The sequence below is a fragment of the Cytobacillus firmus genome, from assembly GCF_023657595.1.
GTDB lineage: Bacteria > Bacillota > Bacilli > Bacillales > Cytobacillaceae > Cytobacillus > Cytobacillus firmus_B.
Window position 1 is genome coordinate 2989938 of record NZ_CP098323.1, and the last position, 15419, is coordinate 3005356.

Annotated in this window: 12 protein-coding genes; 5 read left to right on the forward strand and 7 right to left on the reverse strand. The window is 41.8% G+C overall.

The features are described 5' to 3' along the window. Positions 1–58: 58 nt before the first annotated feature. From NAF01_RS15090 to NAF01_RS15100, 3 genes are all read right to left on the reverse strand, one after another. Positions 59–1420 (reverse strand): aspartate aminotransferase family protein, encoded by a 1362-nt coding sequence (locus NAF01_RS15090; protein ID WP_250800728.1) that lies wholly within the window; start codon positions 1418–1420, stop codon positions 59–61. Between the two features lie 50 nt (positions 1421–1470). Further along, positions 1471–2604, reverse strand: a complete 1134-nt coding sequence (ald, locus tag NAF01_RS15095; protein WP_250800729.1) for an alanine dehydrogenase — start codon at positions 2602–2604, stop codon at positions 1471–1473. 192 nt (positions 2605–2796) lie between these two features. Continuing rightward, positions 2797–3522: a GntR family transcriptional regulator gene (locus NAF01_RS15100; RefSeq protein ID WP_197249476.1), complete on the reverse strand. Its 726-nt coding sequence runs from the start codon at positions 3520–3522 to the stop codon at positions 2797–2799. A gap of 215 nt (positions 3523–3737) precedes the next feature. On the opposite strand from NAF01_RS15100, the gene NAF01_RS15105 reads away from it, so the two are divergent. Next, complete coding sequence (locus NAF01_RS15105) at positions 3738–4190, forward strand: nucleoside deaminase (protein WP_226617616.1); 453 nt, start codon at positions 3738–3740, stop codon at positions 4188–4190. A gap of 1019 nt (positions 4191–5209) precedes the next feature. Here NAF01_RS15105 and NAF01_RS15110 read toward each other — a convergent pair. Together NAF01_RS15110 and NAF01_RS15115 are read right to left on the reverse strand one after the other, a co-directional pair. Beyond that, the gene (locus NAF01_RS15110) at positions 5210–5446 is read right to left on the reverse strand and encodes a hypothetical protein (RefSeq protein ID WP_048011856.1); all 237 of its coding nucleotides are present in this window, start codon (positions 5444–5446) and stop codon (positions 5210–5212) included. Between the two features lie 66 nt (positions 5447–5512). After that, positions 5513–6133, reverse strand: a complete 621-nt coding sequence (locus tag NAF01_RS15115; RefSeq protein ID WP_163140881.1) for a YitT family protein — start codon at positions 6131–6133, stop codon at positions 5513–5515. A 249-nt stretch (positions 6134–6382) separates the two neighbouring features. Between NAF01_RS15115 and NAF01_RS15120 the strand changes: the two genes are divergently transcribed. Then, entirely contained in the window at positions 6383–7027 is a 645-nt protein-coding gene (locus NAF01_RS15120; RefSeq protein WP_163140884.1) for a 2OG-Fe(II) oxygenase, read from the forward strand. Between the two features lie 320 nt (positions 7028–7347). On the opposite strand, the gene NAF01_RS15125 is transcribed toward NAF01_RS15120, so the two are convergent. Continuing rightward, complete coding sequence (locus NAF01_RS15125; protein WP_250800730.1) at positions 7348–8838, reverse strand: flavin monoamine oxidase family protein; 1491 nt, start codon at positions 8836–8838, stop codon at positions 7348–7350. Between the two features lie 255 nt (positions 8839–9093). Between NAF01_RS15125 and NAF01_RS15130 the strand changes: the two genes are divergently transcribed. Next, a complete protein-coding gene (locus NAF01_RS15130; RefSeq protein ID WP_250800731.1) occupies positions 9094–12750 on the forward strand; it encodes a polysaccharide deacetylase family protein in 3657 nt (1218 codons plus the stop codon). A gap of 59 nt (positions 12751–12809) precedes the next feature. Here the strand turns inward: NAF01_RS15130 and NAF01_RS15135 are convergent, their stop codons facing one another. Further along, on the reverse strand, positions 12810–13421 hold the full coding sequence (locus tag NAF01_RS15135; RefSeq protein WP_250800732.1) for a hypothetical protein: 612 nt from the start codon (positions 13419–13421) through the stop codon (positions 12810–12812). A gap of 221 nt (positions 13422–13642) precedes the next feature. Here NAF01_RS15135 and NAF01_RS15140 point away from each other — a divergent pair, with 221 nt between their 5' ends. Both NAF01_RS15140 and NAF01_RS15145 read left to right on the forward strand, forming a co-directional pair. Further along, entirely contained in the window at positions 13643–14026 is a 384-nt protein-coding gene (locus tag NAF01_RS15140) for a VOC family protein (protein WP_250800733.1), read from the forward strand. 136 nt (positions 14027–14162) lie between these two features. Continuing rightward, positions 14163–15398, forward strand: a complete 1236-nt coding sequence (locus NAF01_RS15145; RefSeq protein ID WP_250800734.1) for a Bcr/CflA family efflux MFS transporter — start codon at positions 14163–14165, stop codon at positions 15396–15398. The last annotated feature ends 21 nt before the right edge of the window (positions 15399–15419 follow it).

Genomic DNA, 15419 nt, shown 5'->3' on the forward strand with positions numbered 1-15419 from the left:
ATATTTAAATGGATAGGATCCCTGTCTAAAGAGCCCTAATCCAGATTAAACTTTTTGTCTAAAGTTCCTTAAATACACTTTCGACAGTCTCAACAACAAATCTTAAATCTTCTTCTGCAGATGAAAGCGGCGGAGCTATAATAAGGACATTATTGAAACCAGGCACAGTATCACCGTTTCTTCCAATAATCAGGCCTTTTTCTTTACATAGTGAAATGATCTTTGCCATTAATTGATCAGATGCCGGCTGCTTCGTTTCCTTGTCTTCAACCATTTCAATGCCATACAAGAAACCGGCGCTTCTGACTTCGCCTACATTTTTATGAAACTGCAGCTCTTTTAAGCTGCCTAAAATGCTTTCACCCAGCACCTCTACCCTGCTGACAATATTCTCTCTTTCTATGATTTCGATATTTTTCAATGCTACTGCGCAGCTTGCCGGATGTCCTCCATAGGTTGATACATGGCGGAAGTGGTTATCTGTACCCTGCTCCTTAAACTTCTCATAAATTCTGGAATGAACTGCCGTAGCCCCAAGCGGAAGATAGCCGCTGGTCAACCCTTTAGCCATCGTTACGATATCGGGCTGAACACCATCCGAATGCATAAATCCAAACATTTTGCCCGTTCGCCCGAATCCGGATACAACCTCATCCATTATCAGCAGGACATCATGTTTTTTGCAGATTTGTGCCACCCTCTGCAGATATTCAGGAGTTGGGATAATAACCCCCCCGCCTGAAATGAAAGGCTCCATTATGACCGCAGCAACCGTTTCGGCACCTTCCCATTGGATGACCTGGTCGATCATGTCAGCTGCAACTTTATCGCAATCCTTCACATCCTCCCCAAATGGACAGCGATAGCTGTAAGGAGGCGGAACATGCAGGAATCCCGGCATGCCAGGATCGTATTTCACTCTCCTGTTGGCCTGTGCAGTAGCACTTAATGCTCCTAAAGTTGAACCGTGGTAGGCACGGTATCGCGAAATAAATTTGTATTTACCGGGATTGCCATTCTGATTATGATACTGCCTCGCTATTTTGAATGCGGTTTCATTTGCTTCCGAACCGCTATTTGAGAAAAAGGTTTTATAGGAGTCCCCCAGCAATTCACTAATTTTTGCAGATAACTGGATGGCTGGTGCATGGCTTAAAGTTAGAGGGAAATACGACAGCTTCATCATTTGCTCCGCAGCGGCCTCTGCAATTTCTTTCCTGCCATGTCCAAGGTTCAGGCACCAAAGACCGGATACACCATCCAAATATCGATTTCCGTCCATATCAGTAAACCAGGAGCCTTCACCTGATTGGGCAATCATCGGACTGCTTCCTTCTGTATGCCGGCTCATCGCATGCCATAAGTGTTTCTGATCCTGATCTGTTAACTTTTTGTGATCATTTAGTTCTACTGTAGACATATTGCTTGCCTCCTTCTATTTAATAAACATTCAGGTTTGCATCATGGGAATCATGTTGCGGCTGGAATTTTGTGTGTTGATTCATGGGTGGGTGTATAAGGGTAATTATGCGCCTCTGCAACTCTCTGATGAGTGACCTTTCCATTCATGGTATTGACCCCTTTTTCAAGAAAAGGATACTTTAAAATAGAATTTTCGATCCCAGTATTAGCGAGCATTAAGGCATATGGTGCTGTAGTATTGGCGAGGGCATAAGTGGAAGTTCTTGCTACAGCGCCCGGGATGTTTGGAACAGCGTAATGCAAAACACCATGCTTTACATATGTTGGAGTATCATGTGAGGTAATATGATCGATGGTCTCGATTGAACCGCCCTGATCAATGGCAACATCAATAATGACCGAATTCTTCTCCATTTGCATAACCATTTCTTCGGTTACTAACTGAGGTGCTTTTGCACCGGGGATGAGAACAGCCCCTATCACTAAATCGGCAAGTTTTACTTCCTGGGCGATATTGAACGGATTTGACATGACCGTTCTCACCCTGCCAGAAAAAAGATCGTCCAGCTGGCGGAGTCTTTCAGCGCTAATGTCGATGATGCTTACATCCGCACCGAGTCCAACTGCCATTTTTGCGGCATTTGTCCCAACAACTCCACCGCCAATAATCACCACTTTTCCAGGCTTCACACCAGGAACTCCGCCTAAAAGGACTCCTTTTCCACCATGAATCTTTTCAAGGAATTGAGCTCCAAGCTGGACAGACATCCTTCCTGCAACTTCGCTCATAGGTGTTAGGAGAGGCAATGATTTGTTATCCAGCTGAATGGTCTCATAAGCAATAGAGGTAACTTCTTTTTCGACCAAAGCCTTTGTCAATTCAGGCTCGGCTGCAAGATGCAAGTAAGTAAAGAGAATTAATCCTTTTCGAAAATATTGGTATTCATCTGGCTGCGGCTCTTTAACCTTCATGACCATATCCGCAGACCAGGCCTCTTCTGCACTTGAAACAACCGTTGCACCAGCTTTTTCATATTCCTGATCAGAGATGCCGCTTCCTGCACCTGCACCCTTCTCAATCCAGACCGTATGGCCGGCATTAACAAATGCAGAAACACTTGCCGGTACAACAGAAACCCGATTTTCATTATTCTTTACTTCCTTTGGCACACCAATAATCATGTCATCACTCCATCCTGCAAAATAAAAATATTTATCCTCTCATCATGACATCATGTCGTCCGTACCAGTTGTTGTATGACTAGCCTCAGTTGTAATTAAAACACAACCTTTATCCATTTTCAATATTTTCTAAAGATTTTATATTATCGGAATTATCAATAGATATTATTACAAAATTGAATAACAGTGCATTTAACTATAATTCTTTGATAGTTTTATTCTAAATGAATACATATCCGAGCGAAAAAAAGCAGAATAGTATTCTATTAAATTTCCATTTATATCTGATAATAACCGCTCTATATGAAGCACACTCAAGGAGCATGGAACACCCAGCAGATCGGCTTCTTCTTTTGATAAATAAGTACTTGTTATAATCTGTTCGGCTTCAGCAAACCTTAAGTCTAAACTTTGCTCGAGCAGATCATACAGTGTTCCTTTTTCAATATCATATTGGGCGAGGTTTTCACCAATTTCTACAGGATAGTACTGGTTTTCAAGTGCCAATGGCTTATCGTTTGCATAGCGAATACGCTTTATAAAGTATGCCTCTGTAAGCCCGCTGGCTTCCACAATTTCTTTTGCTGGAACAACGATCCCATTGTCAAGTAATTTTGAATCGGGCTTCATCCCCATATTATTAATCACTTCTGTTGTACTGGTAATATTCCCAAGCCATTCCTCAATCGGTTTCCTTGAAATAAAAGTGCCTTTTCCATGGACTTTCTTTAGCACACCCTCGTTTACTAAATGGGAAACTGCCTCTCTCACCGTGCTTCTGCTTACTTTATAGGTATCCATCAGTTCTCTTTCGCTTGGAATTTTCTCATTGAAAGAACGGTTGTCTATTAGCTCCTGCAGTTTATTCTTTAGTTGTATGTGAAGTGGAATAGGACTTTTGGAATCTAACTCTCTCATAATGGATGCCTCCTTTATTTTCTCTAAATGCAAAATGTATAATTAATTATATAGATTACCTGAATGAATATCCATGCTTTTACAGCAGAACCAGATGGACGTATTTAAAAGTTTAGCTATTTGCAGGCTGTAAAGTCAGCAGATGATTTGGAAAACTGGCGCAAGAATGGTATTAATTTAAGCAGAATCAATTAATTGAAAAAGGATGATTAGAAATGAATCACTTCATGAAACGGGCTATTGAACTGGCCATTAACAATGTAAAAGAAGGAGGCCAGCCCTTCGGTGCCGTTCTGGTAAAAGATCAGGACATCATTGCTGAGGGCGTCAATGAATTGCATAAAAAGCATGATGTAAGCGGGCATGCGGAATTGCTTGCAATCCGGCGGGCACAGGAGCAGTTTCAAACGAATGATTTAGCCGGATTTACCATGTATGCAAGCGGGGAACCCTGCCCGATGTGTTTAACTGCCATTTATTTCGCAGGCATCGATAAGGTGTACTATTGCCAATCAGTCGAGGATGCTTCTATTGCAGGTTTAGGCAAGTCTAAAATGATTTATGAGGATTTAAAAAACGCTAAAGATGACAGGGGACTAAAATTGGTCCAAATGCCATTAAATGAGGATCAAGACAATCCAATGAAGCTTTGGAAAGAACACATTTAACACTTAGCCTCCCTTCTCAAAGCAGCGGGGAGGCTGATTGTTTCTTCACCTTTTAATATTCTCACTCATTCTGCTCATCTATTTGCAGGTTTGCTCATCTATTTGCAAGTTTGACTGGTCTATTTGCAGGTTTGCTCATCTATTTGCAGGTTTGACTGGTCTATTTGCAATTTTGACTGGTCTATTTGCAGGTTTGCTCATCTTTTTGCAGGTTTGACTGGTCTATTTGCAGGTTTGCTCATCTATTTGCAGGTTTCACTGGTCTATTTGCAAGTTCGCTCATCTATTTGCAAGTTTGACTGGTCTAATTTGCAAGTTTGCTCATCTATTTGCAGGTTTGCTCATCTATTTGCAAGTTTGACTGGTCTATTTGCAAGTTGCTCATCTATTTGCAGGTTTGACTGGTCTATTTTGCAATTTTGCTCATCTATTTGCAGGTTTGACTGGTCTATTTGCAGGTTTGCTCATCTATTTGCAGGTTTGACTGGTCTATTTGCAGGTTTGCTCATCTATTTGCAATTTTGACTGGTCTATTTGCAGGTTTGCTCATCTATTTGCAGGTTTGACTGGTCTATTTGCAGGTTTGCTCATCTATTTGCAAGTTTGACTGGTCTATTTGCAGGTTTGCTCATCTATTTGCAGGTTTCACTGGTCTATTTGCAAGTTGCTCATCTATTTGCAGGTTTGACTGGTCTATTTTGCAATTTTGCTCATCTATTTGCAGGTTTGCTCATCTATTTGCAATTTTGACTGGTCTATTTGCAGGTTTGCTCATCTATTTGCAGGTTTCACTGGTCTATTTGCAGGTTTGACTGGTCTATTTGCAAGTTTGCTCATCTATTTGCAGGTTTGACTGATCTATTTGCAGGTTTGCTCATCTATTTGCAAGTCTGACTGGTCCATCTTTTTTTACTTCGCTGTTTCACTAATATGTTCATCCAGTTCCCCCTCACTTGCAAATACAATTGTATTTACAAGTATTGTTTGCTAAAAAAAAATAGAGGTTCACTTTCGTGCCTCTATTTTAGTCCTATTCTATTTTTCACATCATCTCTAATGAGCCCGACCATCTCTTCAGACAAGTTCGCTGGAAGCGACGAGCCATCATTAAATACCCAGGCGTTGATCACCTCAAGATCCGCTTTTTTAAATGTGATGCTATAAGTATTGTGTTCATGAAGAAATTCTGCCGTCACATATTCTTCCCCATCAAATTCATCATCCACAATCATTCCTGTTATTTCGTAAGGATACACTCTACTATCTCCTTTAGCTTTTTATAGCTTAGGATGCATCGGGCCCCTCAAATTATTCGAATATGTTTAAGTTTTCATTAAAATGGTATCTATGGTTTTATAAGCAACCAAAAATGTGGCAAGGGAGTATGCCGCTTCGGTGAGTCCGAATAAAAAAACCGAACTTCCAAAAAGCAGGGTATTCATGATCAAAATGCATTGCCCGATGGTGAACGGCAGGCGCTCGCTGAATAATATCGCTAAAACCTCTGTACCATCCAGGCAGGCTCCGAACCGGATAATGAGCCCCACTCCCGTACCGAGCAAAAGTCCTCCAATGATAATGATCAGCAGGGGATGGTTAGTCACTTCCTCAAAGGGAGCCAATATGTATGTTTCCCCTGCCAGTACGGAACTGGCAAACAGGCTTAACACCAAAAATCTTCCTCCTAAAAAGAAAAAGCCTGCCGCTAAAAACGGGAGATTCAACAGCAGGATCAAGGCACCTACATCTACATGAAAAACATGTGAAAGGAGAATGCTCAATCCGACAATGCCACCGTCAATGACATAATTTTTCACAAGGAATAATTGCAGGGATACAGCCACAAGTGTTGCCCCTAATATGATAATCAGCCCATTTTTAAATGCGGAAAAAGTGCCGTTTCGACTCTGACCTAAATAGTTTGGAACTCTATTTCTATACACCGTCCATCTCCTTTTGTTCAGTCTGGCTTATGTATTGAAATATATTCCGTCAAATCAATAAAATGCGGATGCTTTCTTTTAAATTTTTAATGGTTTTCCAGAAAAAAAAAGATAGAATTCCTTCATATCAGAGTGTAAAATAAATTCAGCCAGCTGAAAAACTGGTATAGGAAACACAAAAAGAAATACGTCAAGCAGCACTAAAATATATTGAATTTTCAGAAAACTAAATAAAAGAGGTTGATGTACATGGCAATGGATGCATCTATTAAGGAACAAACGATTTTTGATCATGCTGGAAATAAAATTATTACAGAGGATCGGGAAATTCATATAATCGCTAAATTCGCAGAACCATTAATTGTGGTACTGGGAAATGTTTTGAGCGATGAAGAATGTGACCAGCTGATTCAGCAGTCAAAAGATCGCATGCAGCGTTCAAAAGTTGCCAACTCTCTTGAAGTGGATGAACTGAGAACCAGCAGCAGTACGTTTTTCGAGGAAGGGGAAAATGAACTCGTCGCCAGAATTGAAAAAAGAGTATCCCAAATCATGAACATTCCAGTTGAGCATGGTGAAGGGCTGCAAATTCTTAATTATAAAATAGGCCAGGAATATAAAGCACACTTTGACTTTTTTTCTTCAACCAGCAAAGCAGCAAGCAACCCGAGAATCAGCACGCTTGTCATGTACCTGAATGATGTGGAACAGGGCGGGGAAACGTATTTCCCAAAGCTTAACCTCTCCGTATCACCACAAAAAGGCATGGCCGTGTACTTCGAATATTTTTACAATGACCAGAACTTAAACGATCTGACCCTTCATGGCGGAGCACCTGTTGTCATTGGTGATAAATGGGCTGCCACACAGTGGATGAGAAGAAAGAAACTATGAAAAAACGCTTGGGAAATTTATTCCCAAGCGCCTTTCTTTAAAACCACAGTCTCTTATGATAGTCATAATCAGAGGTATCGAAATTCTCTTCCCCTTCTATATTGGGGGCACACTCTTCACAAGGTCCTTCCTGCTGGCCATGTTCACATTGCTCCATTAAAAGTTCCACCTGAACGCATCCCCTTTCCTATCTGATACTTCAATTATAATTGAAAGCGTTTACACCTGTCTTGTACAATTTGTTGGAAAATCGTTAAAAAGTGCCTATCCAATGGCACTTTTTAACGTCAAAAACAGACATCTCTGTCGCATTTTAGCCTTTAAGACCACTTATAATAGCCCCTTAGCAAATCGGTCACTTCACTTGCAGCCCTTATGCCTGATTGAATCGCTCCTTCTATCCAGCCCGGGGCTGTGGAAGTATGTTCCCCGGCGAAATGAACTCTTCCCTCAGGAACAGGAATAGACGGGTACAGCTCTGTTTCCTGGCTCGGCTTGAACATGGAGAAGGCTCCGCCCGAAAAAGGGTACTGCGACCAGCTATGGGAAGCTCCTGTTAAGAAATGCCCATAAACCTGATTGCCATGAACAACAGCCAAATTGTCAAGGGCATTCCGGATCCGGTCACCTTCCTTAAGGTTATCCCAGGATAACGTATCATCTTCCCATGTATAGCTTGCCATAATAACTCCGGAACCTGAAGATCCGATCAGATGGCTCGGATAAGCAGCGAATCGAATGGGCAGATCTGTCATCAGCTTCCCTCCCTGCAGTCCTTCTCGTTCCCAGAATCGCTTCTTGAACTGAAGCCCGATTTTCGTGGACGAAACATAATGAAGTTCCCGAATGGCTTTCCATTTATTATGTGAAAATGAATGCCGGGGAACGACTTCAACGAAGGAGAGCAAAGAAAAAGGAATCGTGATAATGGCCAGATCACCAGTTACGGCCAAAGGCCTTTGGCTCAAGGTATGGCTGGCATGAATGGTAACCTGCTGATGATCCTGTACTATTTTTGTCATCTGATAGCCGAAATAAAGATCTTGTTTTAACTGAGGCAAAAAAGCATTTGGAAGCTTATCATTGCCTCCCTCTATTTCATAAAAATGAATGTCCGGGGTAAATAAAGGAAGCAGCTCCCTCAGAATGGCCGGAAAGCTCAGCTCCGGAAACCCTTCCAGGCCCAGCAGAACCTTAATGCTTTCAAGGGCTCCAGGCGATAGGCTGGGCCCCACTGGATTATATCTGAGAAAAAAACTCATGGGATACCTATCAAACTCTCTAACTACGGTATTCCAATTTTGTGCGGGGTTTTGGTTAATAAAATCTGCAACCGGCTTTATTGCCATCATGAGCAGTTCTTCGGCTGTCTTTCCTTTTTCATGCGGTGCAACCGGGTAGCCCAGCATATCCGGATTCTTCTTATAGGCAGTTCGATTGGTTTTTATTCCATTGGCAAAGATCAGATCCTGGGGTGTTGTGTTCCTGAATTCATTTACTTTTAAACGGAATTTTTTAATATACTCAAGGACTAATGGATGAATATGAGGAATTCGCATGGCGCCCACATCCAGGTACAAATCGTCCATGAACGGCTCTCTCATCGTAAAAATCCTGCCGCCAACCCTTTGTGTTGCTTCTAAAACCGTTACATCATGACCGGCATCCTTCAGCAGTGAAGCAGCCACCAGCCCGGACATACCGGCTCCGACAACAATAATCTTCTTCTGAACCTGTGAAATGCCGAGTCCGTTTCTGATGATAGAAAGCATTTCTTCTGGTGATAACTGCGGATCCCGATAATAGGCCATTCCGATTCTCCCTCCGGCAATCTGTCAAATAGCTATTACTTCATCATATTGCCGGTCAGCTTTACAATATGCTTCTTTTATGATTAACCAGTTTTACCAATAAAAAAATCAGCGAAAATTTTATCCTACCCCCAAAACCCAGGAATGAAAGCCTAAATTTTTGTTGATGGTCATTTTTAATAGAATTAATGAAGGGTTGGGAGTACAGGCGTCCCCCTCTTACATAATTAACATTACATCTTGGGAGGAATAAATTTGGATCGTTTTTTCAGGTGGGTTGTCAGATCCCTGTTTGCCCCTGTCTCTGGTACCGCAGGAGCAATCGCAAGTACTATGGGCTTTTTTCTGGCATTTTTACCTTTGGATAGTTACAGAGTTTCATTGTTGTTTGCTTGTTCACTGTTTCTGCGCCTTAATATTATTGCCTTGTTCCTGGGCTCTCTGATTACTGTTTTTATCCCATACATACATAAGCTGCCTTACATGGATTTTGGCCCATTAGACGATTTCTGGCTGATTTCAAATCTTAAAAGCGGAATATTATCTTCCGATTCAGTTGTTTCAGGTATTTTAGGAGGGATTGTTGGACTTGTCTGCTATTTTTTCTTCCACTGGTTTTATAATCTGGGGCTGAAAACAAATGATGGAAAACAGGAATCTATATTTCTTGATCCAGCTAAACGGCGCTGGTCTCTAATCAAACGAATGACTGCAGGCTTCGTTCTATTAATTGCAGTGATATCAGCATTTTTTATTGAGAGCCTTAATACGGCTCCCAAGGTACCTGCATTGAATCTGGAGCAGCACACTTCAAGCCAACAAATAGAGCCGATTGACACACCCTTCCATGAAAAGGATACGGCATCTCGGGCTCTGGAAACAAACTCTGCTGCCAAAATTCCAGAAAATCAAGATCAAGAAGTGTATGGATTCTATGTCAATTGGGACGAGAATAGTAAAATATCTTTCAAGAAAAATAAAGAGTCAATAACTACTTTGGTACCTGAATGGATGCAGGTTACACCAGATCTAAAGGTCAATTCCTCCATTGACCCATCCATTGTAAAAGAAGCTAAAGAACATCAAATCAAGGTTTTGCCATTAGTAAATAATTTTATAGACGGCAAATGGGATTCAGATGTTCTGCATAGGTTATTCACTGTTCCAGGGGCAGAAGATCGCTTTATTGAAGAAATGATTTTTTATGTGGTATCAAATAATTTCGATGGGATTAATATTGACTTCGAAGCGATTAAACCCTCTGACCGGGATCATTTTACACGATTCATGAGTAAGGTGTACAAAGCCTTTCATAAGGTAGATTTAATGGTAACATTGGATGTTCCGCCGAATGATGAAAGCTATGATTATGCTTCTTTGGCTAAATACGCCGACCGTGTCATTGTGATGCTTTATGACCAGCATTACTCCATGAGCGCACCAGGGCCTGTCGCTCAAACAGATTGGGTAAAGGAGAACTTGAATCAAACTGATATTCCCTCCGACAAATTGGTTGCAGGCCTGGGAACATACGGTTACAACTGGGAAGAAAATTCAAGTGAACCCGCAGCTGAAATGACGTTTGGGGATATCATGAAGATGGGCAGGGAAGCGAACCTCCATATCAATTGGAGTATGGAAGCTGGAAACCCCTACTTACGATATACACAGAATGGAAAAAATCATACTGTCTGGTTTTTGGATGCTGCTACTTTTTATAACCAGATGAACCTTGCGCTAAATAGCGATTCTACCGGGATTGCCATATGGCGGCTCGGTTCCGAGGATCCTTCGATTTGGAATTTTCTTGACAAGACTAATGAAGCCAAAAAACCATCTCAAGTGCTTAGTACCTTTGATAGTCATTTTTCAGCCATTCATACTAGTAACGGAGAGGTAATGCAAATTGCTTCAGAAACAGAAAAAGGAAAAAGGACAATTGAATTGGCTTCGAATGGAATGATAGAAAAGGAATCCTATGTCAAATACCCAAAGCCTTTTGAAGTAATCCGCCATGGAAAATCAAGTAAAAAAGAAGTCGTCCTTACGTTTGATGACGGTCCTGATCCAGCCTACACTCCGGAAATACTGGACATATTGAACAGGTATCAGGTGAAAGGCACTTTTTTTGTCGTAGGGGAAAATGCGCTGATGCATCCTCAGCTTGTTAAAAGAATTTATGATGAGGAGCATGAAATTGGAAACCATACCTTTACACATCCAGATATTACATCCATCACACCTTCTCGTTTGCGGATGGAACTAAATGCAACACAACGCTTAATTCAAGGCATAACCGGCCATTCTATGACTCTTTTTCGGCCACCTTACATTGCAGATACGGAGCTTAGTACAAAACAAGAGCAGCTTCCTGTTTTGGAAGCCCAGAAACTTGGCTATACCATGGTCGGCCAATCCATTGACTCTGGAGATTGGCAAGGAGCCACAGTTGATGATCTTGTAAATCAAACATTGGATCAGCTGTCAGAAGGAAATGTCATTTTGCTTCATGATGCCGGCGGTGACCGCTCCAAAACAGTTGAGGCCCTTCCGATTATTATTGAAACACTTAAAGGCCGCGGCTATACATTTTCAACTACTGCCGGCTTAATTGGGAAAAGTGACAGTGAGATCATGCCTTTTGCTGATCAGGAAAACCCTTATTCTGTATATAATAGTGCCGTTTTTAAAATCCTTAAAAACTGGAATACCGGCATCAGCTTTTTGTTTTATTCAGCCATCCTTTTAGGAATTTTGCGTCTGATTTTTCTTGTTTTCCTGTCCAGGAAACAGGTTAAGAGGTATAAAGAGACAAAGCTTGACCCTGGATTTACTCCATATGTCAGTGTAGTCATTGCTGCTTATAATGAGGAAAAGGTCATCTGCAAAACTATAGATTCTATTTTAACCAGTGACTATTCTGCTTTTGAAATACTGGTTATTGATGATGGCTCAAAGGATCAGACGGCCCGTGCCGTTGAGGAAGCTTTTGCAGACAATTCCCGCGTCAGATTAATTAAAAAAGCCAATGGCGGAAAATCTTCAGCTGTAAACCTTGGATTCAAGGAAGCTAAGGGGGAAATTGTGATTGCTTTAGATGCCGATACGCTTATCGCCGAAAATGCTATTTCACTGCTTGTCAGCCATTTTAAAGATGATCAGGTGGCTGCTGTGTCAGGTAATGTCAAGGTTGGCAATAAAGGGAATCTTCTGACGAACTGGCAGCATATTGAATATGTGACAGGCTTCAACCTGGAAAGAAGAGCCTTCGCTGCACTTAACTGTATTACTGTAGTACCAGGTGCAATCGGGGCATGGAAAAAGTCTGCAGTTGCAGAAGCCGGCTACTTTAGCGAGGATACACTTGCAGAGGATACAGATATCACTCTTGCCCTATTGCGCAATGGAAAGAAAATTGAATTCGAAGAAAAGGCCTATGCTTATACAGAAGTTCCGGAAGATATTAAAAGCCTGGCAAAACAGCGCTACCGTTGGGTATATGGGACTCTTCAATGCCTCTGGAAACATAGGGAGGCGTTATTTAACAGGAATCATCAGTCATTAGGGTATGTAGCCCTACCGAACATGTGGCTTTTTCAATATGTTTATCAAACGATTTCTCCCATTGCAGATCTTTTGTTTATCTTAGCCCTTTTCAGCCCAAACCCTGAAAAAGCAGCAATTGGATTTGTTCTTTTTTACTTGATGGATTTCTTTACCTCCTTATATGCGTTCAGGCTGGAGAAAGAAAATCCTAAACCATTGGTCTCGTTGTTTTTGCAGCGAATCTTATATAAACAGCTGATGACGTATGTGGTGGTAAAATCGATATTCTCCGCCATAAAAGGAGTAACTGTCGGCTGGAATAAACTAAAGCGTAAAGGCAGTGTGACACAAGATAATCCGCTATAAGCTAAAAGGCCTTTCCCAATTCCGGGAGAGGCCTTTTGATTTTTCATGATCCGGGAAGTCTATAAGTTCTTCCCATTGCTGTCTTTGTTTTCATTTCCTTTTTCCACTCGTCTGCTCTCAGCTTTTTCTTTAGCGGTCTGGGAAACCTGCTGTCCATGGTTGAGAACTTTTTCAGCAGGACTTGCTGTACTATTCCCTCCCGTACCAGATGCTGGTGCTTGGGAATCTTTTGGGCTGGTCACAGGTTTCGCAGGTTCACTTGTTGTCTTATTTCCTGAAGACGCAGAAGCAGGCTCTGGATCTGAAGGCTTTTTGGCTGATACAGACTCCGTTTTAATCACTGGTTTTGCTGCAGGTTTCCGGCTCGATAATTCGGTATCCGTTTGCACAGCAGCTATTGCCTTATTGCTCTCTCCCTTTTTGGGGGATTTTGCAGAAGAAGGAGTATTTTCCTCCGTTTTTTGTTTCACCTTATTTTTTACAGACACTGTTTTTGTTTCAGCCTTATTGTCAAGTTGTCTGTATCCTTCAGATTTCTTTTGAATACCTGTTAAAACAGATGAATTTTCCGCTGAAAAAAGTTCAGTTGCTTTCAAAATGCCATTGGCAGCAGAAAACGTTAAAGCCCCCGCTATTACCATGACAAGGGCTCCCTTAGCTGGTGATTTCATAATATTCTCCTCAAGACTAATTATAGATTATATACACAGAATACGAATAAGAATCTGTATGTTATGGGGGTATAATTCGACATATATTTTAACTTTTTCCTATTAACCCGGATTTGTATTTTTAAAGAAGATCCTGTTGCCGCATTTCTAAAACCTTAAATAAAGGGATTTTGCCTCGTATAGAGAATATGTAAAAAACATACAATGAAAGCGGTGAGTAGATGAATTCAATTGCTTCCCCGATTGCAGGCAAAGTGAACAATGTGTTTATTCATGTCAAGAACCTGAAAAAGTCGGCTCAATGGTATAGCAATCTTCTTGGACTGCCTTTTAATATGGAGGATGTGGAATCTCCGGTATACAACATTCCGGTCACCTCTCAAACCGGACTTACACTGGATGATCACACCTTTGATCCATCCTTCAAATGGACTCCTTCCGGTCACGTTTTATTTAATTTCTTTGCCCAGGATATCGATGAGGCCTACAAGTTTGTAAAAGATCATGGAATCACCATTGTAAAAGAAGTAGAGCGTATTGGAGATTTTGCTTATTTTAACTTTCAGGACCCGGATGGCAATGTATTGATGATCTGCAATTGTTAATGATGGAATCTGTGGCTATATGGCCATGGATTTTTTTATTTACAGCATTCCCCGCTGGACATCCCCCTTTTCCTCGCGTATACTAGCCATATTTATGTAAAAGATTAACAGCTTCATAGAAAGTAAGGTGTTTAATATGATTCACAATCCGACTGGAAAAGAGCGGCTTGCGCTGGCATTTCTCCTCAGCATGCTTGGCATATTGGGGCCATTCAATATTGATATGTATTTGCCGGGCTTTCCAGATATCGCTGATGATTTCGGTGCCCGTGCTTCACTTGTTCAGATGAGTCTGACGGCCTGTTTGATTGGACTTGCGGCTGGACAGATAATTGTCGGACCGCTCAGTGATTCGCATGGAAGAAGAAAACCACTACTCATCGGAATCTCTCTCTTTGCCGTATCTTCCCTTTTATGCGCCGTTTCACCCAATATTGCGGCCTTTATTGCAGCCCGCTTTCTGCAGGGATTAACCGCCTCTGCGGGAATCGTCTTATCCCGGGCAGTTGTCCGTGATGTGTTCAGCGGAAAAGAGCTTACGAAATTTTTTGCTTTGCTAATGGTCATTAATGCAACCGCTCCGATGATTGCGCCCATGACAGGCGGTGCGCTGCTTCTGATTCCTTTCGCAAGCTGGGAATCCATCTTTTATTTTCTAAGCTTTTTGGGATTATTTATTACCATTGTGATCTATTTCCGATTAAAAGAAACTCTTCCTCCAGAAAAAAGGGTCCCAAGCTCCATTGGGAATTCCGTTAAAAGCATGGGGGGACTTTTCAGGGACCGTTCCTTCATCGGCTATGCCCTTATCGTTGGATTCATACATGGCGGAAGCTTTGCTTATGTGTCGGGGACACCCTTTGTCTATCAGGGAATTTATGGTGTATCGCCACAGGTGTTCAGCATCCTGTTTGGCATTAATGGATTGGCCATCATTACGGGGAGTTTTCTGATTGGCCGCCTCGCAGGTGTCATTCCGGAAAGAAGCCTGCTCCGGACAGCAGTCTGCATAGCGGTCAGTGCCACTTTGTTCCTATTAATTATGACCATCATTAAAGGACCGCTATTCATGCTTGTCATTCCGATTTTTATCTATATGACTTCAATGGGGATGATCATCACCAGCTCGTTTACATTGGCCATGAAAAATCAGGGGCATCGTGCCGGCAGTGCCAGCGCCGTAATCGGAATGCTTCCTTCAGTGCTGGGTTCAGCTGTTTCCCCTTTGGTGAGCATTGATGAAACTACTGCAGTGCCAATGGGTGCCATCTTGTTTATTACATCATTCATCGGATTTGTTTTTTTCTTCACCTTAACGAAAGAAAAAACAAAAAGAAGCCGACAGAGCCTGAAGCTGCATGCGGAGGGATAATTCCCTCCGGCTGGCATGCCG

Coding starts and splice junctions, on each gene's coding strand:
- NAF01_RS15090 (WP_250800728.1), bottom strand. CDS start 1,420: ATGTCTACAGTAGAACTAAATGATCACAAAAAGTTAACAGATCAGGAT.
- ald (WP_250800729.1), bottom strand. CDS start 2,604: ATGATTATTGGTGTGCCAAAGGAAGTAAAGAATAATGAAAATCGGGTT.
- NAF01_RS15100 (WP_197249476.1), bottom strand. CDS start 3,522: ATGAGAGAGTTAGATTCCAAAAGTCCTATTCCACTTCACATACAACTA.
- NAF01_RS15105 (WP_226617616.1), top strand. CDS start 3,738: ATGAATCACTTCATGAAACGGGCTATTGAACTGGCCATTAACAATGTA.
- NAF01_RS15120 (WP_163140884.1), top strand. CDS start 6,383: ATGGCAATGGATGCATCTATTAAGGAACAAACGATTTTTGATCATGCT.
- NAF01_RS15125 (WP_250800730.1), bottom strand. CDS start 8,838: ATGGCCTATTATCGGGATCCGCAGTTATCACCAGAAGAAATGCTTTCT.
- NAF01_RS15135 (WP_250800732.1), bottom strand. CDS start 13,421: ATGAAATCACCAGCTAAGGGAGCCCTTGTCATGGTAATAGCGGGGGCT.
- NAF01_RS15140 (WP_250800733.1), top strand. CDS start 13,643: ATGAATTCAATTGCTTCCCCGATTGCAGGCAAAGTGAACAATGTGTTT.
- NAF01_RS15145 (WP_250800734.1), top strand. CDS start 14,163: ATGATTCACAATCCGACTGGAAAAGAGCGGCTTGCGCTGGCATTTCTC.